We start from the raw sequence: 17390 nt of genomic DNA on the forward strand, positions 1-17390 counted from the left end.
ACCGGGTGCGGGCGAGTTTGGCGACCTGACCGCCCCATCGGCAACATTACGGAGACTTCCATGAAAAAGTGTCTGACTGCAATAGCATTTCTTCTGGCGGCCGGCACGGCCCAGGCGGAAGACAAGATCACCATCGAATTCGCTTATCCCTACAGCCACCTGTTCGATGTGACCTATGAAAAGATCCTGCCGCTCTTCAACGAGAAATATCCCAACATCGAAGTGAAGATGCGCGCCTCGTATGAATCCTACGAAGATGCGTCCAACACCATCCTGCGTGAAGCCGTTGCCGGCGAACTGCCGGACGTCACCATGCAGGGCCTGAACCGTCAGGCGATCCTGGTCGACAAAGGCATCGCAAGGTCGCTCGAGCCGTTCATCCAGGCTGAGGAAAACTTCGCCAAGGACGGCTATCACGAGGCGATGCTGAAGCTCGGCACCTTCAACGGTGAAGTTCACGGTCTGCCGTTCTCCGTTTCCCTGCCGGTCGGCTACTACAACATGGACGTGATGGCCAAGGCCGGCATCACTTCCGTCGATCAGCTGCCGACAACCTGGGACGAAGTCGTCGAGACCTGCGGCAAGCTGCGCGAAGCCGACGTCAAGAACCCGATCTTCTGGGGCTGGAACATCACCGGCAACTGGTTCCTGCAGGCGCTGATGTGGTCCCAGGACAAGGCGACCATGGAAGGCAACGACATCCAGATCGACAGCCCGGAAGGCCTGACCGCGCTGAAGACCATGCACAAGATCTTCCGCGAATGCGACATGCAGAACATCGAGTGGAAGGCCGCGCTGTCGTCGTTCTCAGCCGGTGAAATCGGCATGATGTTCTGGTCCACTTCCGCTCTGGGTGCCGTCGAGCGCGCCAAGGGCGATTTCGTCCTGACGACCCACGAGTTCCCGGGGCTGGACGCCTCCGGCCCGAAAGGCCTGCCGGCCGGCGGCAACGCCGCGATGCTCGTTTCCACGTCGACGGATCCGAACAAGTTGCAGGCGGCCTGGAACTGGCTGAAGTTCATCACCTCCGGTCAGGGGGCTGCAGAAGTCGCCCGCACCACCGGTTACATGCCGCCGAACAAGGCGGCCAACGAAGTCATCCTGGCCGACTTCTACAAAGAGAACCCGAACAAGGAAACCGCGGTGCGCCAGCTGCCGCTCTTGCGCGACTGGCAGGCCTATCCGGGCGACAACGGCCTGGCCGTTACGCAGGTCATCTACGATGGCATCGAAGGCATCGTCACGGGTGAATACGACGACATGGAAGAGTTGCAGGAACAGCTCGCGGAAGAAACTCAGGATCTTCTGCCGTCCGGCAACTGACCTTTCCAATGAATTTGCGCCGCCCGGGCCTCCGGGCGGCGTTTCCATTCCCAACCAAGAAAGGGCGCGGCGTGAAGCTCCTGCAATTCACCGACATTCACCTGACGGCACCTGGACAGACCATCGGCGGACGCGAGCCGAACATCAATTTTCAAAAAGCGCTCGACCATGCCCTGGAGCATCACGCGGATGCCGATGCGCTGGTCATCACCGGGGACCTCTCCGATTGGGGCGACCTTGAGGACTACAAGCGTCTGAAGGACATGATCTCGGACTACCCGGTTCCGGTGCGTCTGTGCATCGGCAATCACGACAAGCGAAGCGTGTTCCTGTCGGTCTTTCCCGAATTCGCCGACGACGACGGCTTCGTGCAGGAGGTCTTCGACCTGCCCGAGGGGACAGGTATGACGCTCGATACCTGGGGGCCGGAGAGCCACGCCGGGTTCTATTGCGAAAAGCGTCTCTCCTCGCTGGACGAGAAACTGTCGGCCCAGGACAAGAAGGTCTGGCTGTTCATGCACCACAATCCGGTGCCGATCGGCATCGGTCCCATGGACAAGATCATGCTTCAGGACGCGGAGGCCTTCGGGGAGGTGATCGCCCGGCATTCGGCCAAGATCTCCCATATTTTCCATGGCCACTGTCATTTGCCGTTGTGCGGTTCCCTCCATGGGGTGCCCTTCAGCGCGCCGCGTGGCACCAATCACGCCGGGTGGCCCGATTTCGGAGCCAAGCGAAACCTGAGCAGTTCCGATCTGCCCGAGGCTTACGCGGTCATCCTGGCCGACAGCAGAAGCACGATGGTCCATATGGTTGAGTTCGGCTACGCGGGTGAAATCCGCGGCGAAGGCTCGCCGGAATACGCCGACTGGGACCGGCTGACCATGATCCGCTAGTTTGGCGATTTTGAAAGTCGTCCGAATGAGTGCCGTCAATCCTGTTTGTCTGCCGCTCCTTTCGACGAGAGATCGGTTGATTGCATTCGCTCCGGATTAGGACTGGGGTCCGGCTTTGCGCCTCTTGGCCGGGCCGACCCTGACGGGAACCGCGGTTTTTCACCTGCCTGCGCGGGTTCCGCCTTCATGGGGCTCCTTTGCTATCTGCCCGATCCTCCGGCGGTGCGATGCGGACGCACCCCGCAGGGGGGGCATAGCGCTGCTGCAAGGAGGGTGTCGATCCCGATAGACAATTTCCGGTATTTCCATTATCACCATATCATCAGATGACTTGGTGACTTTAATGCAATCCATAGCGAGAACCAGCCTGGCCGACAGCGCCGCCGATGCGATCCGGACGGAAATCGTCCGTAGCCGCTGGCCGGTCGGCGACAAGCTGCCCAATGAAGCGACGCTTTCACAGGAGTTGTCGGTCAGCCGCGGCACCGTGCGCGAAGCGGTGCGCATTCTTGTGTCGCAAGGGTTTCTCGAGACGCGGCAAGGATCGGGAACCTATGTGCTTTCGGCGGTCGACACGATCGGGCCCCTGACAATGGCGCGCCGCGCGACCCTGCGCGATCAGTTCGAGGCGCGGCTGGCGCTCGACGCGGAAGCGGCCAGGCTCGCGGCGCATCGCCGGACACCGGAGGTGATCGCGGAGCTGCGCCGGCTTCTCAACGAGCGCGGGAATTACGACGGGTGCGACAAGGCGGCCTTCGTGGCGAAGGACTTCGCTTTTCACAAGGCCGTCGTGGCGGCGTCGCAAAACAGCGTTCTGGTCAACATGTATGCCTTCTTTTCCTCCATCATCGGGGAGACCATCGAGGCGACGCTGGGCGAGGAACTGCGGGAGCCGGACATGGCCGCCCATGCATCGATCGTCGACGCCATAGAGACCGGCGATCCGGACAAGGCGGAGGCCGCCGTGCGCCGTTTCATGGCGCCGGTTCTGCGCGATCTGGAACGGCTGCTTTCCTCATGACCAGAACGGCACCCGTCGATCCGGGATCGATCGAGCTGATCGACGCGGAAGAGACCGGCGTCATCCCGGCTCCTGGACCCGCGGCAGGCCCGAGTGCCGTCGCACGGTTTGTGCTGGGGGCGAGCCTCGTTCTCATCGCCTTCAACCTTCGTCCGGTCTTCTCCAGTGCTTCGGCGCTTCTTCCGGAAATCCGGGCGGGTTTCGGGCTGTCGAATACCGGGGCAAGCCTGCTGACGACGCTTCCCGTGGTCTGTCTCGGCCTGTTCTCGCCCTTCGCTCCGCGTCTGGCGCGCGCGGTCGGCACGGAACGTACGCTGCTTGCCGTCGTCTTTCTGCTTGCGCTGGGAACCGCCCTGCGTGGCCTCGATTCCGTTCCGCTGCTTTTTTTCGGCACCGCGCTTGCCGGGGCCTGCATCGCGGTCGGCAACGTGCTTCTGCCCGGCCTGGTCAAACGAGACTTTTCCGACAAGGCGGCGCTTCTGACCGGCTGGTACACGATGGCCTTGTGCGGCGGGGCGGCGGCCGCTGCCGGACTGACCATCCCGCTGCAAAACGCGCTCGGCGGTTCGCTGAACGGTGCCCTGGCGGTCTGGGCCCTTCCGGCCCTGCTGGTCGGTGTCCTGTGGTTGCCGCAAGTGCTTGCCGCGAACGGGCAGGCGCGGGGGGGCCGTTTTACCGTCAAGGGAATGTGGCGGGACAGGATCGCCTGGCATGTCACCCTGTTCATGGGGCTCCAGTCCGCGCTCGCCTATTGTGTTTTCGGCTGGCTGGTGCCGATTCTCAGGGCGCGCGGGCTCGACGGGGTCACCGCCGGCGCAATCGTGTCCGTCTCGGTGATGATCCAGGCCGGCTCCTGTCTCATCGTTCCGCATATCGCTGTGCGCGGCAAGGATCAGCGGCTGATCAATGTGGTGCTGTGCGCGATGTCCGCCGGTGCCCTGATGGGCTTGCTGTTCGCACCGCTTTCGACGGTCTGGGTCTGGGCGATTGTCCAGGGCATCGGACAGGGCGGGCTGATCGCGGCGGCGATGACGGCGATCGTTCTCAGAACGGAAGATTCCCACGCCGCGGCCCAGCTCTCGGGCATGGCGCAATGCGTCGGCTACACGCTTGCTGCGATCGGCCCGCTGATTGTCGGCTTCATTCGTGGCTGGACCGGAAGTTTTACCTGGAGCGCGGTGCTGTTTCTGGCGCTGGGGCTGGGAGCGGCGGTCAATGGATGGTTCGCTGGCCGGGCGGTACACGTTAACGTCAAGGTCTTGAAAGTCGACTGAAAAAGGCGCTGTGCGCGGCTGTCCCGGCCTGATCTCCCGGTTCACGCTGTCTGGTCAGGGGGCGCGATGAACCCCTGATAAATTTGACAAAATGCGAAGGAGCTTCGTAATACCCTTTTAGATATTTCCCTGTAGATAATCCAACCAAGAGTTGATTTTTCACGGAGCGCGGAACTTTCCACCCTGGCTGGAGTGGCAAGTCTTCAAAGCGGCCGGGTGACTTCAACCGGTATCCGGATGCGGTGTTTCAGGCATGTCATACAGGGGCTTACATTGATCAAACTCGATATTGTTGACGATACGCAAATAAACAGCGGGTCTGTTTATGTCACGGGACACGGAATTCCGGGCAACACGACGGCGGAGGGAGGGCCCGACAGTCTCAACGTGCTGAGCTGGAAGGGGCGCTTCGTCCAGGCGGCGGTCTTGATTGCCGACGCCAGCTGGGAAAACGGCACGGCGACCATCACGACAACGGTTGCGAACGAAGTTCAGGTCGGCGACACGGTCTATGTTTCAGGCGTCAGTGTTACTGGCTACAACGGCGTCTATAAGGTCACCGCCACGGATCCCTCAGCGCGCACGTTTCAGTTCAGTTATCCTTTCAGTCTGAATGCTGGCACAGGCGGTGCCGTGTACTTGCCGGAACTGCTCTCAACGTGGGAGATCAAGAGCGCCAAAGGCGCCGACGGCATGGTCACCCTCGGGCTCCAGTGGCCCGCCAATATTCCGCTCAATTCGCCGATATACCTCTCCGGGCTCTCTGGCGACGGCGTTGCGTGGAACGGGGTCCGTACCGTTGCGCAAAACCCGTCTAGCAATCCGGCTCTGGCCTCGAACGAGATCCAGTTCGATTTTGCCTCAGCCAGCGGAACGGTCGGTGATCTGACCGGAGCCTCCGTCCAGGTCGTCTCGCTGATGCCCGTCAATCTGATGGCGCTGCCATGGAACCCTTCGACGAACGAGCGCAGTATTTCGCTCGACGCGGGCATTGAAGGTTGTTCCGCCCAGCTTGTTGCGATGGTCACCCCGGCAGGGGAGCTTCCGTTTCCGCTGGGGATCACGCCAGGCACCGCGAATCTCAGCAACCTGAGCATCGCACCGTTCCGCGTTGGCCAGCAGGCCGGGAATTCCGTTGCGGATATCGTCGAGTTCTACTATGCGGGAGAAGGCCGTGGTTCGACGTTCGATGTCAGTCAGGTGGACGGATTTGCCTTGCCGCTCACATTGAAGGCCTCCGGGGTCTCCTCCGGTCCGTCGCAGGTCGGCGTCAACCCAAAGCTTCAGGGCTTCGATCGTGAAGCTGTCGGAAGGGCCTTCACCGCCTTTATCGGCAAAGAGCCGGAGGACGTACGGACCAGCGGGGCGTTTGGCCGCCTGCTTTACGACGGGGCGGTTTCCGCCAACCCGTGCTCCATTGCGGCGGCAGGCGGGCAAGGCGGGACACTGTCGGGTGTCAGCCTGGCTGCCGCGAACCCCGGCAGCGCTATCATTCAGGCCACGACGTCCGGCCCCCATGGTCTGGTTCCGGGGCAAAGCATCACCGTTGCCGGGGCAAATGCCCCCTATGACGGAACGTTCACGGTGCTGGAGACCGGCCTGACCGATACGTCATTGACAGCGGAGACCTTCACCTACGCAGCTGCCGGTAGTCCCTCTTCAAACGCCACCGGAACCGTGACGCCAACCACGTTCGGTGTCATCGCCACGGGCTCGGCCAATCTCGTCGTCGCGACCAGTTCGGGAACGGCGCCGACTGCCGGTTCGGTGGCGCAGTTGAGCAACGTGCCCGACGGTACTTTCTCTGAGAGCGTCGACGGATCCTACACGGTGGTTGCCATTCCATCGAACGCCGGTCTTTCCGGAGGTGTCGTTTATCTTTCGGCGACAAGCGGTCAGTCGTTTGCCGTTGGCAGCGTCACGGGCGGAGGAACGCTCGACACTCCAGTCTTCGCCGCGCCGCCAAGCGTTCCACGAGATCAGTTCTTCGTGATCGCGGCGCCCAAGGACTGGCTTGCCAACCAGTCTTTGGAAACCGCCAAGACCGATCCCCTGGCAACATGGTGGGATGCGACGATCGATGCTTTTTTCGCGAAAGACAACGTTCTACGGGTCGCGGTCGGAACCGATTGCTACAAGGGCGTCTACAACCAAGAGTACCAGGCATTCGAGTTCAGCCTCACGTCGGACGAAGCTGGAACTGTCCTCTTTGACATCGCGAAACCTGTCGCCTCGACCGGGCAATCCCAGAGCCTGGCCAATGCCACCTGGGTCTGGGGACAGGCCGGCATTCCCTCCGACACCAAAGGGGCTGTCTGGGACCAGATCGTCCAGGCTTTCTGCCGCGGCGTCGCGATGGACGGTGTGTTCAAAACGGATCAGAAGGGCGTCGGCTTAAGCAATTCCGCCTGGACCGCGACCGAAAACTGGTACACCGAGCACTCCAGTCCGAATTTTCCGAATTTCACATCGCGGTACTGTCCGTTCTCGAAGTTCCTGCACTACGGAACGCTCGACGGGGACACCGATCGTACGGGAGCGGCGTCGATCTACCTGCAGAACCTTGCCTACGGCTTTTCCGAGGACGAAACGCCGCTCGGCTCCAGCGGTAGCGCCATCCCAACGGCCGTGCCGTCGAAAATGGACGGGACGGTTGCCGACGGTGCGACAATGACATTGACGGTCTGTCGTTTTCCGGATGCCGTACGAGCCCAGGGCGTGGCCGTATGGCTCGCCGGAGGCGTGCAAGGCGTCCAGGTCATCAATCCGGGCAGCGAGTACAAGAGCGCGCCGACCGTCAGCTTCTCGCGTTCGCAGAGCGGGATGCGGGCCGAGGCGTTTGCGACGGTCTCTGGCGGGAAGGTGACCGGTGTGACCGTGACGGCCTCGGGTAGCGGCTACGACGCGCCTCCGCAGGTCACGTTCTCCAGTCCGGTTTCCTGAGTCGCCAGGTAAATGGAAATTGCTTTTAAAATCGTTGGAAAGTGATTTTGAGAGTGTGTTCTTTCAGAGAATGCACGTTGAGGTTAATCGCTGCCACTGGTAGATTCGGTGCATGGATGAAGCCGTCCCCTATGAAGAAATTGCGCTGGCTCTCGCAAACCATATTCACGACAATTGGTACTGTGAAGAGCCTCTCTCTGCCGGCCAGCCACCCGTTAAAATGCTGGATTGTGCTTCGGAAAGCGCATTGCAGAGAGCCGCGATCATCCTTGCCGGCCTCAAGCTCATGGAACCCATCGGAGAAAGCGGCTCGCGGTATGTCTTCTCGTGCCCGGCCGAGGAGTTTGAGGCGGTCATCGCGCGCAACAAGGATCAGGGATGCGACTACGATTCCCTGGTCGTGGCGGTTATCCAGCTTTGCGAGCATGCGGCCTTCAAGAAGGAGCTGCTGGATTGCCTGGTGCGCCTGGAGCTCTGTACCTACTCCAGTTCTCACTTCGATCCGGGCAGGATGCCTCCACCGGGAGTGCCGCCGGAAGTGCTGAACATGGTTCGGCAATTGCCCAGGTTCGAAATCGTGTGGGCGGAAAAAAAGAAGTATTACGACGATCTGGCACAAGACTGGGCATCCGCGCGCCAGTGACATTTTTGATGAGGCGAGCCGCGTCGTTGCGCGGCTCGCCTGTTTGCCGTCTCGGATCAAAGATCGCCAACCGCCTCGGACCGGATTTCAGGCCATTTCGCGAAGGCGCCTTCGATCACTTCTTCTCTTTTCTCCAGATACTTCTGAAAGATCGCCGCGTTGACGAAGAGATAGAGTTTGCCGTCAACGATATCCGCGTAGCGGACGTCGCCATCGAGCTTCTTGCCGACGAAAACGCCGAAGGCGCAGAAGCCGCCGAACTGCGGAAGAAAGGCCTCGGGTTCGGCGTCGAAGCGCTCTTTCGTTTTCGCGGAGGCAAAGTAATAGTCCACGCCCTCATGTTCTGATGTGTGAACGGCGTCGCCGAGACCCGGCGTTTCGCCGTCGAACATGGACACCGGATCGACCCCGTGCAGGCCGAGCGGATGCCCGGTGAGGGTCAGACCGTTTGCGACATTGACTTCGTCCGCGGCGAACACGGTCGAGGAAAGCGTGAGAACTGCTGCCGTAGCCAACATAATCGGAATTGCATATCTGGATTTCATCGAACTGGTCCTTCCTTGAGTATGAATATGCTGATTTCAGATGATTTCGTTCAGGCGGAACGTGCGATCCGTTCGACCGCGTCGTCGGTCCACCAGACCCCGTTCGCGACCATTCGGAAGTTGATGATGGCGGCGAGGTAGCCGTCGCCCTCGGGAACCTTGGCGCCGGCGGTGGCATCGCGCACCACCGCGACTTCGTAGCCGAGCTCGAGCAGTTCGTAGAGATGGGCCTGGGTGCACAGGTTGGCGGACATGCCGGCAAGGATCACCTTGTCGATGCCGCGCTTGCGGAGCTGAAGGTTGAGGTCATTCTGCGCCGGGCTGTAGACCTTGTGCGGCGAGCAGACGATGGTTTTGCCGTCTTCGATATATTTCTTGTATTGCGGCATCCAGTCGGCGCCGGACCCTTCGAAGTTTTCAAGCGACAGCGGGCCGAGACGGTCGAACATGCCGATCGCGTGCATGGTCTTTTCCAGAGTGCCTTCGAACTGCCACTGATGGTCGTGCGGGTAATAGTAGTGTGGCGAGATGAAGACCGGCATGTCCGCCGCCTTGGCGGCCTTGAACAGCCGTTCGATGTTGTCGACCGTGCCCTGCTCGGTCACGCTTTCGCCAACGACGCCCCAGGTCACACCGTCTTTGGACAGGAAATCGATCTGGGGATCGGTGACCACAAGGGCGGTGCGGCCAGGCTCGATGGTCATGTCGACCTGCGGCAGTCCGGGTTTTTCGGGGTCGGCGTAATGCGCGCGGGCTTCTTCGGTGGCGGCGGATGCTGGGCCGGAAGCGACGGCGGCAGCGGCCGTTCCCGCCACAGCGGCACCCGCAGCACCCGCGAGCAGGCGGCGGCGGGCGAGATCCACGGTTTCGGCAGTCACGTTGCAACCGCATTCCTTGTCATGATCGCATTCCATGTCAGTACTCCTCTGCTTGGGTTGGATGGCGCCCGTCTTGTCGAGGCGCCATCGGGTCGACGGCCGCGCAAACCCCGGAGGGGAAGCAGCAGTTCCCCGTTCGCGGAAACGGCGTCCCGCGTTGCAAATGGTCTTGCGTCCGTTTTTCGAAGACCGGCACCGCGGTCGCGGCGCCGGAAATTCAAGGCCGGAAACTCAGAGCCGGAAACTCAGGGCCGGAAGGGCATCCCGCCGGTGAAGGGATAAGGCGACCGCGAAGCGTTGCTTTTTCTTGCGGTTGCGGGTTTGGTGTCGCCCGGCCGTGTCGGCGGCAGCCAGAGGGTCAACTCGGCTCCGGCCGTGTCCTTGCGGTTCTTCGCTTCAATCCGTCCGCCGTGGCGCTCGGCGATCAGGCGGGCGATCCAAAGTCCGAGGCCTGAAGAGTGCCCTTCGGAGCCTGCCTTTGAGGAGAGCCGGGTAAACGGACGGAAGGCGCGCATGAGATCCGCAGCGGTAAAGCCCGGGCCTTCGTCGCTGATACGCACATAGGTTCCGCCGTCGTCCGCCGGGCCGGTTTCGCAGATAACCGTCGTGTCGGGCCTAGTATGTTTGACCGCGTTGCCGATCAGATTGTCGAAGACCTCGTAAAGCAGTTCCGCGTCGGCGGAACAGGGCACTGGATCGATGGCGTGACAACAGAACCGGACTGACCTTTGGCGGGCAAGCGGCTGGTTGACGGTTACCGCCAATTCGAGAATGTCGACAAGGTTTACCGGTGCAGGGTCGCAGGAAAGCGGGTCGCGGTTGTCGCGGGCGCGCTTCAGGATCGCACTCAGCATCCCCGACATCTGCTGAACAATCCGGTCGGCGCGCGTTGCCTTGCCGGCGATTGCCGGGGACCGTTCGTCCTGGGCGCTTCTCTCAATGTCTTCAATGAGCAGTGCCAGATTGGCCAGCGGGCCGCGGAGGTCATGGGCGACAATGGACAGCGCGCTGCTGAAGGCGTCGCGGTCGTCCTTGCCGGAAGAATTTTCAGGCTGAAAAAAACGAGCCTGGAAGGGAGCCGCGCCGTTGGCGCTTGCGAGGCCGTATTCGAAAAATTGGTTTCTATTCATAATTTCCCCCAGTGCGTTGAATGGCGGATGCCCGCTGCCTCCAGCCGGAGCGGAACGGGCATCGCCGGCTGCGTCCGTTAAAGGTTGAGGTCCGACAGTCCCGGATGATCCTTCGGTCGTGGACCTTGAGGCCACCGGAACAGGCGGTCGTTTTCGGAAATCGGCAGGTCGTTGATGGACGCAATGCGGTGGCGCATCAGTCCGTCCTGGGAGAATTCCCAGTTTTCGTTGCCGTAGGACCGGAACCAGGAGCCGTTTTCGTCGCGCCATTCGTAGGCGAAGCGGACCGCGATCCTGTTCCCGGTGAAGGCCCAGAGTTCCTTGATCAGCCGGTAGTCCAGCTCCCGGGTCCATTTCCGCGTCAGGAACGCGATGATTTCCTCGCGTCCGCTGATGAAATCTGAGCGGTTCCGCCAGAGGCTGTCAGCCGTGTACGCCAGCGCCACTTTTTCCGGAGACCGGCCGTTCCAGGCGTCTTCGGCCAAACGGACCTTTTCGGCGGCCGTGTCTTCGTTAAAGGGAGGAAGGGGCGGACGGGTCATGAAAATATCTCCTTGCGGGATGTTGGGCGCCGCGGCCGGACGGTGGGGTCCGAGACCGCGGGCCCGTCTGCCTCACGCGACCTTCGTGTCGACGACCGGAAAATCGATCGGCGTGGCGAAGGTTTCGTTGAGGTAGTTGGTGAGGGTGTTGAGAGCGACGTGGGCCACGATCTCGACGATTTCCGCTTCGCTGTATCCCGCGACCTTCACGGCGGAGATATCGGCTTCGCTCACGTGGCCGCGCTCGCGGACCAGTTTTACGGCAAAGCGAACGGCGGCGTCGGCGCGGGGATCGTTCGATGTGCCGTTCCGGTTGGCGGCGATTTCGGCATCGTCCAGCTTCGCAAGGTTCTTGCCCAGATAGGTGTGCGCCGAAAGGCAGTAACCGCAGCCGTTCAACTGGGCGACGGCAAGGGCGATACGCTCACGGGTCTGCGGGTTGAGGCTCCCCTTGGCGAGTGCGCCGTTCAGGCCGAGGTAGCCCTCAAGGGCAGCCGGGCTGTTGGCGGTCAAGCGAAACAGGTTCGGCACGGAGCCGAGCATTTTCTTCACACCCTCAAGCAGCGGGCGGGATGCGGACGGTGCTTCTTCTATGGAAGCGGGAAGCTGGATACGAGGCATGTCTTGTCACCTTGTTCTATCGGTAGGCGCGTCCTTGCGCTGTTGATGATATACAGACAAGTCTGTCTATTTACAAGCGCCCTAAAGACAGAAAAATTGCCAGCGGTCCTTGTTGTGCCGCATTCAAAAGGCTAACTATAGGAAAAATAGACAGAACTGTCTGATCACTGGAGACTGAAAAAATGCAATCGCGCCGGGATGAGCTCGTCGAAACCGCCCTCAGGCTTTTCTACATGCACGGATTCAATGCCACAGGTATCGACAAGATCCTTGCCGAAGCCGGGGTGGCGAAAATGACGCTCTACAAGCATTTCCGGTCCAAGGACGAATTGATCCTTGCCGTGCTCAACCGTCGGGACGAACAGTTCCGCAACTGGCTGATGAGCGAGATGGAGAAGGCGTCGCAGGATCCGCGGGAACGGCTTCTGGCCATGTTCGACGCGCTCGAAACCTGGTTTCAGGGCAAGGCGTTCAAATCGCTCGGTTTCAACGGCTGCGCCTTCATCAACGCGGCGAGCGAGTTTGGAGACCAGCTGCACCCGATCCATCGCACCTGTGCCGAGCACAAACAGAGGATCGTGGAATATCTCGAGCGGCTCTGCGCCGAGGCGGGAGCAGAAGACCCGGCTGCGCTGGCCGAGCAGCTGGCCTTGCTGAAGGAAGGCGCGATCGCCACGGCCCATGTTCGCGGCATGCCGGAAGCGGCGAAGGCCGCCAAGTCCATCGCCGAGGGCCTTTTGCCGACCGGCAACTGATGATCTCCTCATGCCGGGGAGCAGGCGCGCTCCCCGGCATGAGGTCACGATGGGGTGAGGTCAGCGTTTTGCAATAATGTTGTGCTCCGGCCCGAAGGGGAAGCCGGTGATGTTGTCCGCGCCGTCTTCCGTCACGATCAAAATATCGTGCTCCCGGTAGCCGCCGGCACCCGGCGCACCTTCCGGGATCATGATCATCGGCTCCATGGAGACGACCATGCCCGGTTCCAGCACCGTTTCGACATCCTCGCGCAGTTCGACCGAGGCCTCGCGACCATAGTAGTGGCTGAGAACGCCGAAGGAATGTCCGTAACCGAAGCTGCGGTATTTCAGGAGGTCGTGACTGCGGTAGATGTCGTTGAGCTCCGAGGCGATATCGCAACAGCGCGCGCCCGGACGGATCAGTTTCAGCCCCTCGCGGTGAACATGGCAGTTGATCTCCCACAGACGCAGGTGCTCGTCGGAGGCGAATTCGCAAAAGAGCGTGCGCTCCAGCGCGGTGTAATAGCCGAAGATCATCGGGAAGCAATTCAGGCTGAGGATGTCGCCGGCCTCGACGCGCTTGTTGGTGACCGGGTTATGGGCACCGTCCGTGTTGATGCCGGACTGGAACCAGGTCCAGGTGTCCATGAGTTCGACGAAGGGGAAGGATTTCGCGATCTCCCGGATCATGGCGTTGGTGGAGGCGATCGCCACCTCATGCTCGGGCACGCCGGCCTGAACCGCGTCGACCAGGGCCGCGCCGCCGACGTCGCAGATACGCGCGCCCTCGCGGATCAGCACGTGTTCCTCCGCGCTCTTGATCGTACGCTGCGCCATGGCATCCGCCGCCATATCGACAAGCTCGACGCCGGGCAGGGCGTCCTCGAGCAGCTTTTTCATGTCGAGCGACACATGGTCGAATTCGATCCCGATCCTCTTGATGGCGGTGTTGGGCATTTCGAGCAGTGACTGGATGGCGAAGAAATAATTGTCCCGCCGCCAGTCGGTGTAGATGACCGTGTCGCCGTGTGTCCGGCGCCAGGGCTGGCCGCCGTCAATGCCGGCGGCAATCGTCGTGGCCTTGTCCTGGGTGACCAGGAAGCCGTATTTGCGGCCGAAGTAGCAGTAGAGGAAGCCGGAGTAGTAGCAGATGTTGTGATAGGAGGTGAAGAGACAGGCATCGATCTGCCGGTCCGCCATCAGCTTTCTCAGTTTTTCCTGCCGGCTGTCCATTTCCGCGGGCGAGAAGGGCGAGAAGGCCTTCTCGCCGTTGTTCATCTCATAGATGCGGATCATGTCGTCACTCATTGGAAGCTCCTTCCTCGTTTTTGATCTTCAGCAAACGTGGCCTGAAACGCAAAGCGGGCCGGCTTCTTTGGAAGAAGCCGGCCCGCCAGGCCAAATTCAGATTGTCTTGCTACCGGGAAACGGATCCGTTTCCACCCGATGACTGGCGTTCCGCCACCGGCTCACGTTTTGAAAGCAGCAGGGCGGCTGTCCGCCCGTGCCGGGATCACCCCGGCGTCATACCTCGCAGACGTTCCGACCTGCGGCGCAGAAACTCCAGCACGGTCAAGAGGACGATGGAAATGGCCACCATCAGGGAAGCCACCGCCAGAATGGTCGGCGAGATCTGTTCGCGCAATCCGGTAAACATCTGCCAGGGCAGTGTCTTCTGACCTGCGGAGCCGAGGAACAGGACCACCACCACTTCGTCGAAGGAGGTGATGAAGGCGAACAGCGCGCCGGAGACGACGCCCGGAACGATCAGCGGCATCTGCACCTTGAAGAAGGTGGTGACCGGGTTCGCGCCCATGCTGGCGGCAGCGCGCACCAGCGACCGGTCGAAGCCGACGAGTGTGGCCGTGACCGTGATGATCACGAACGGCGTTCCCAGCGCTGCGTGAGCCAGCACCACGCCCCAGTAGGTGCCCTGAAGTCCGATACGGGAATAGAAGAAATACATGCCCGCAGCGGAAATGATCAGCGGCACAATCATCGGTGAGATGAGAATGGCCATGATCGCCGACTTGAACGGCACATGCGACTGGGACAGGCCGATCGCCGCCAGCGTGCCGAAGCTTGTCGCCAGGAGCGTCGCGACAGGTGCGATGAGCACGGAATTGGTCAGCGCCTGCTGCCAGTCCGGGTTGGTGAAGAAGTCATGGTAATGCTTGAACGAATAGCCTGCCGGATCCAGCGCCAGCATTTCCTTGGTGAAGGTGAAGAAGTCCTGGGCGTTGAAGCTCAGCGGCAGGATCACCAGGATCGGAAAGATCAGGAAGAAGAAGATCAGTCCGCAGAGGAGCCGGAAGGTGTAGAACCAGGTCCGCTGCAGCGGGGAGGCGTATGGGGGAAGTGCGCTCATATCGTCCTCCTATCCGAGCTTCACGTTATCGATGCCGACGATCTTGTCGTAGACCACAAACAGCACCAGCACGGCCACGAGGAGCAGGGTTCCAAGGGCGGCCGCGAGGCCCCAGTTGAGAGACGACGAGATGTGATAGGCGATCCGGTTGGAGATGAAGATACCGGAGGTGCCACCGACCAGTTCAGGCGTGATGTAATAGCCGATCGACAGAATAAACACGAGCACGGCGCCAGCACCGATTCCCGGGACCGATTGCGGGAAATAGACCCGCCAGAAAGCGATCCAGTCGTTCGCGCCGAGACTTTTCGCCGCCCGGACATAAGAGGGCGAGATGGTTTTCATCACCGAGTAGAGCGGCAGGATCATGAACGGCAGCAGGATGTGGGTCATGGCGATGATCGTGCCGGTCTGATTGTTGATCATAACCAGTCTGTTCGCGTCGGAAATCAAGCCGATCCAGACCAGGAAGTCGTTGATAACCCCCTGTTGCTGCAGCAGGACCTTCCAGGCGGAGGTGCGCACCAGCAGGGAGGTCCAGAAAGGCAAAAGCACAAGGATCATCAGAAGATTGGAACTGCGCAGCGGCAGCGAAGCAAGCAGAAAGGCGATCGGATAGCCCAGCAGCAGGCAGGAGATCGTGATCATGATCGACAGGAACAGGGTTCGGCCGAACAGGAACAGATAGATCCGGTCCTCGTCAGGCTTCATCTGGATGCCTTCGGGCGTTTGCTCGGCGTCGACCGCGTTCAGGAAATAGCCACCGGTGAAGCGGGGCGACAATTGCTTGAGAACCTGCCAGACCTCGACGTCTCCCCATTTGCCATCCGCTTCCAGGAATTGTTCCTTGAAAGGTCCGGCTTCGTCCATGCGCTTGATCCGTCGTCCGGTCTTGCGGAACAGGCTGGAGATGCCGCTCTTTTCGTAGTTCAGTCTCGAGCCGAGACGGGTATGCGTTTTTTCGGCTACCGCGATCTTGAGGTCGTTGTAAAGCGCTTCATAGGCCGCTTCGTCCGGGGCTTCGCCCGTGGCCGGGTCCCATTCCTGAAGCACGACGACGGTCTCAGGCAGCGTGTCGGAAACGATCTTGTTTTCGACCGAGCGCCACAGCATGTCGACTATCGGTGCGACAAAGGTCAGGAGCACAAAAATCAGGAGAGGCGCGATCAGCATGAGGGAGCGCATCTTCTCCCGGAACAGGGCCCTGGACAGCGCCGCCTTGAGCGGTTTTCCGTCCTGTGTCGTCAGCATTTCCGCGTTTGCCGTATTGCTCATGGAAGTCAATCTTCTTGCGGCCTCTCAAAAGGCCAGAACCGGTCCGAACGAAGGTGATCCGGGCCGTAGCGGCCCGGATCGTTGGCTAAGTGCTTACTTGGCAAGCCAGGCCTGGAACTGAGCGTCCAGGTCATCGCGGTAATCCGCCCACCAGTTGTAGTTGTTCACAAAGGTGTTCTTGGCGTTGTTCGGATCGGTCGGCATGTGCGGAGCCATGTCGATGCCGAGCGTTGCGTGCTTGCCGACGAGCGGTGCCGAAGACTTGCGGGCCGGACCGTAGGAGATGTACTTGGCCTGGTCAGCGAGGCGCTGCGTGTCGGTTGCGAAGTGAACGAACTTCTTCACGGCTTCGAGACGATCTTCCGGAAGACCTGCCGGGATCACCCAGCCGTCGAGATCGAACATCTGCCAGTCCCAGGCCATTCCGACCGGCTGCTTCTGCTCTTCGATGAGCGAGAAGAGACGGCCGTTATAGGCGGAGCCCATGAAGATTTCGCCGTCGGCGAGAAGCTGGACCGGCTCCGCGGAAGCGCTCCACCAGATCGTTTCGTCCTTGATGGTGTCCAGTTTGGCCAGGGCGCGGGCAACGCCTTCCTCGGTTTCCAGGGTCGTGTAGACGTCTTCGTAAGCAACGCCGTCACACAGCAGGGCCCACTCCATGTTGGCGATCGGCTGCTTGTTGAGCGCGCGCTTGCCCGGGTATTTTTCCAGGTCGAACACGTCACAGGCGCTGGTGGGCGGCTCGACACCGTCCGGAACCATGTCGGTGCGGTAACCGAAGGTCGTGGAGAACACGATCTGCGGGATGAAGCACTCGGAGACAAGCATGTCGCCGAAGTCTTCCGACGCCTTGGTGCCGTCAGGAGCGTCGGCGAGATCGGTGTCCGGGTCGATTTCCATCGCCAGGCCTTCGTCGCACAGGCGGATGGAGTCGGCGGCTTCCACGTCGACAAGGTCCCAGGTGATGTTGCCGGCTTCGTTCATGGCGCGCAGCTTGGCGACGGCTTCCGGAGACGACTCGTCCCAGATCACCGTGACGTCCGGGTTCTGGGCGACATAGGGATCGGTGTAGGCGTTCTTCTGGGACGCCTGGTATGCGCCGCCCCAGGAGACGAGCGTCATGTCCGCGGCAAGCGCCGTGTGACCGGCGAATGCCAGAGCGGTGCCTGCAAGAATTACAGTTTTGAGCTTCAT

16 protein-coding genes are annotated in these 17390 nt (G+C 61.0%); 7 read left to right on the forward strand and 9 right to left on the reverse strand.

The genetic code is table 11. The features are described from left to right. The first annotated feature begins 60 nt into the window (after window positions 1-60). The 6 genes from JF539_RS16620 to JF539_RS16645 all read left to right on the forward strand — a co-directional run bounded on the left by JF539_RS16620 (window position 61) and on the right by JF539_RS16645 (window position 8100). Window positions 61-1323, forward strand: a complete 1263-nt coding sequence (locus JF539_RS16620; protein ID WP_207141818.1) for an extracellular solute-binding protein — start codon at window positions 61-63, stop codon at window positions 1321-1323. A 71-nt stretch (window positions 1324-1394) separates the two neighbouring features. Beyond that, window positions 1395-2219 carry a phosphodiesterase gene (locus JF539_RS16625; protein ID WP_207141819.1) on the forward strand — a complete coding sequence of 275 codons (825 nt, stop codon included), beginning with the start codon at window positions 1395-1397 and terminating at the stop codon, window positions 2217-2219. A 343-nt stretch (window positions 2220-2562) separates the two neighbouring features. Then, entirely contained in the window at window positions 2563-3240 is a 678-nt protein-coding gene (locus tag JF539_RS16630) for a FadR/GntR family transcriptional regulator (RefSeq protein WP_207141820.1), read from the forward strand. Then, window positions 3237-4514: a CynX/NimT family MFS transporter gene (locus tag JF539_RS16635; protein WP_207141821.1), complete on the forward strand. Its 1278-nt coding sequence runs from the start codon at window positions 3237-3239 to the stop codon at window positions 4512-4514. The genes JF539_RS16630 and JF539_RS16635 overlap by 4 nt, the downstream gene beginning before the upstream one ends. 273 nt (window positions 4515-4787) lie before the next feature. Beyond that, window positions 4788-7457 carry a hypothetical protein gene (locus JF539_RS16640; RefSeq protein WP_207141822.1) on the forward strand — a complete coding sequence of 890 codons (2670 nt, stop codon included), beginning with the start codon at window positions 4788-4790 and terminating at the stop codon, window positions 7455-7457. 112 nt (window positions 7458-7569) lie between these two features. Beyond that, a complete protein-coding gene (locus JF539_RS16645) occupies window positions 7570-8100 on the forward strand; it encodes a hypothetical protein (RefSeq protein ID WP_207141823.1) in 531 nt (176 codons plus the stop codon). A 56-nt stretch (window positions 8101-8156) separates the two neighbouring features. Here the strand turns inward: JF539_RS16645 and JF539_RS16650 are convergent, their stop codons facing one another. From JF539_RS16650 to JF539_RS16670, 5 genes are all read right to left on the reverse strand, one after another. After that, window positions 8157-8618: a YHS domain-containing (seleno)protein gene (locus JF539_RS16650; RefSeq protein WP_209017365.1), complete on the reverse strand. Its 462-nt coding sequence runs from the start codon at window positions 8616-8618 to the stop codon at window positions 8157-8159. A gap of 77 nt (window positions 8619-8695) precedes the next feature. Beyond that, complete coding sequence (locus tag JF539_RS16655) at window positions 8696-9559, reverse strand: cysteine hydrolase (protein WP_207141825.1); 864 nt, start codon at window positions 9557-9559, stop codon at window positions 8696-8698. Window positions 9560-9768: 209 nt separating this feature from the next. Next, window positions 9769-10653 carry a sensor histidine kinase gene (locus JF539_RS16660; protein WP_207141826.1) on the reverse strand — a complete coding sequence of 295 codons (885 nt, stop codon included), beginning with the start codon at window positions 10651-10653 and terminating at the stop codon, window positions 9769-9771. Between the two features lie 77 nt (window positions 10654-10730). Continuing rightward, the gene (locus tag JF539_RS16665) at window positions 10731-11195 is read right to left on the reverse strand and encodes a DUF1348 family protein (protein ID WP_207141827.1); all 465 of its coding nucleotides are present in this window, start codon (window positions 11193-11195) and stop codon (window positions 10731-10733) included. Window positions 11196-11267: 72 nt separating this feature from the next. Next, window positions 11268-11816 (reverse strand): carboxymuconolactone decarboxylase family protein, encoded by a 549-nt coding sequence (locus JF539_RS16670; RefSeq protein ID WP_207141828.1) that lies wholly within the window; start codon window positions 11814-11816, stop codon window positions 11268-11270. A gap of 182 nt (window positions 11817-11998) precedes the next feature. On the opposite strand from JF539_RS16670, the gene JF539_RS16675 reads away from it, so the two are divergent. Further along, window positions 11999-12571: a TetR/AcrR family transcriptional regulator gene (locus JF539_RS16675; protein WP_207141829.1), complete on the forward strand. Its 573-nt coding sequence runs from the start codon at window positions 11999-12001 to the stop codon at window positions 12569-12571. Window positions 12572-12631: 60 nt separating this feature from the next. Here JF539_RS16675 and JF539_RS16680 read toward each other — a convergent pair whose 3' ends face one another. The 4 genes from JF539_RS16680 to JF539_RS16690 form a co-directional block, all read right to left on the reverse strand. Beyond that, on the reverse strand, window positions 12632-13861 hold the full coding sequence (locus JF539_RS16680; protein ID WP_207141830.1) for a M24 family metallopeptidase: 1230 nt from the start codon (window positions 13859-13861) through the stop codon (window positions 12632-12634). A gap of 205 nt (window positions 13862-14066) precedes the next feature. Then, complete coding sequence (locus JF539_RS27510) at window positions 14067-14921, reverse strand: ABC transporter permease (RefSeq protein ID WP_209017366.1); 855 nt, start codon at window positions 14919-14921, stop codon at window positions 14067-14069. A 9-nt stretch (window positions 14922-14930) separates the two neighbouring features. Then, complete coding sequence (locus tag JF539_RS27515; protein WP_236042531.1) at window positions 14931-16196, reverse strand: ABC transporter permease; 1266 nt, start codon at window positions 16194-16196, stop codon at window positions 14931-14933. 93 nt (window positions 16197-16289) lie between these two features. Then, a complete protein-coding gene (locus tag JF539_RS16690) occupies window positions 16290-17390 on the reverse strand; it encodes an extracellular solute-binding protein (protein WP_207141831.1) in 1101 nt (366 codons plus the stop codon).

The organism is Roseibium aggregatum, from assembly GCF_017309185.1.
GTDB lineage: Bacteria > Pseudomonadota > Alphaproteobacteria > Rhizobiales > Stappiaceae > Roseibium > Roseibium aggregatum_B.

What these genes read in the sequence shown, in the direction of transcription:
- JF539_RS16620 (WP_207141818.1), top strand. Translation starts at nt 61, where the DNA reads ATGAAAAAGTGTCTGACTGCAATAGCATTTCTTCTGGCGGCCGGCACG.
- JF539_RS16630 (WP_207141820.1), top strand. Translation starts at nt 2,563, where the DNA reads ATGCAATCCATAGCGAGAACCAGCCTGGCCGACAGCGCCGCCGATGCG.
- JF539_RS16635 (WP_207141821.1), top strand. Translation starts at nt 3,237, where the DNA reads ATGACCAGAACGGCACCCGTCGATCCGGGATCGATCGAGCTGATCGAC.
- JF539_RS16645 (WP_207141823.1), top strand. Translation starts at nt 7,570, where the DNA reads ATGGATGAAGCCGTCCCCTATGAAGAAATTGCGCTGGCTCTCGCAAAC.
- JF539_RS16650 (WP_209017365.1), bottom strand. Translation starts at nt 8,618, where the DNA reads ATGTTGGCTACGGCAGCAGTTCTCACGCTTTCCTCGACCGTGTTCGCC.
- JF539_RS16655 (WP_207141825.1), bottom strand. Translation starts at nt 9,559, where the DNA reads ATGGAATGCGATCATGACAAGGAATGCGGTTGCAACGTGACTGCCGAA.
- JF539_RS16660 (WP_207141826.1), bottom strand. Translation starts at nt 10,653, where the DNA reads ATGAATAGAAACCAATTTTTCGAATACGGCCTCGCAAGCGCCAACGGC.
- JF539_RS16665 (WP_207141827.1), bottom strand. Translation starts at nt 11,195, where the DNA reads ATGACCCGTCCGCCCCTTCCTCCCTTTAACGAAGACACGGCCGCCGAA.
- JF539_RS16670 (WP_207141828.1), bottom strand. Translation starts at nt 11,816, where the DNA reads ATGCCTCGTATCCAGCTTCCCGCTTCCATAGAAGAAGCACCGTCCGCA.
- JF539_RS16675 (WP_207141829.1), top strand. Translation starts at nt 11,999, where the DNA reads ATGCAATCGCGCCGGGATGAGCTCGTCGAAACCGCCCTCAGGCTTTTC.
- JF539_RS16680 (WP_207141830.1), bottom strand. Translation starts at nt 13,861, where the DNA reads ATGAGTGACGACATGATCCGCATCTATGAGATGAACAACGGCGAGAAG.
- JF539_RS27510 (WP_209017366.1), bottom strand. Translation starts at nt 14,921, where the DNA reads ATGAGCGCACTTCCCCCATACGCCTCCCCGCTGCAGCGGACCTGGTTC.
- JF539_RS27515 (WP_236042531.1), bottom strand. Translation starts at nt 16,196, where the DNA reads ATGAGCAATACGGCAAACGCGGAAATGCTGACGACACAGGACGGAAAA.
- JF539_RS16690 (WP_207141831.1), bottom strand. Translation starts at nt 17,390, where the DNA reads ATGAAGCTCAAAACTGTAATTCTTGCAGGCACCGCTCTGGCATTCGCC.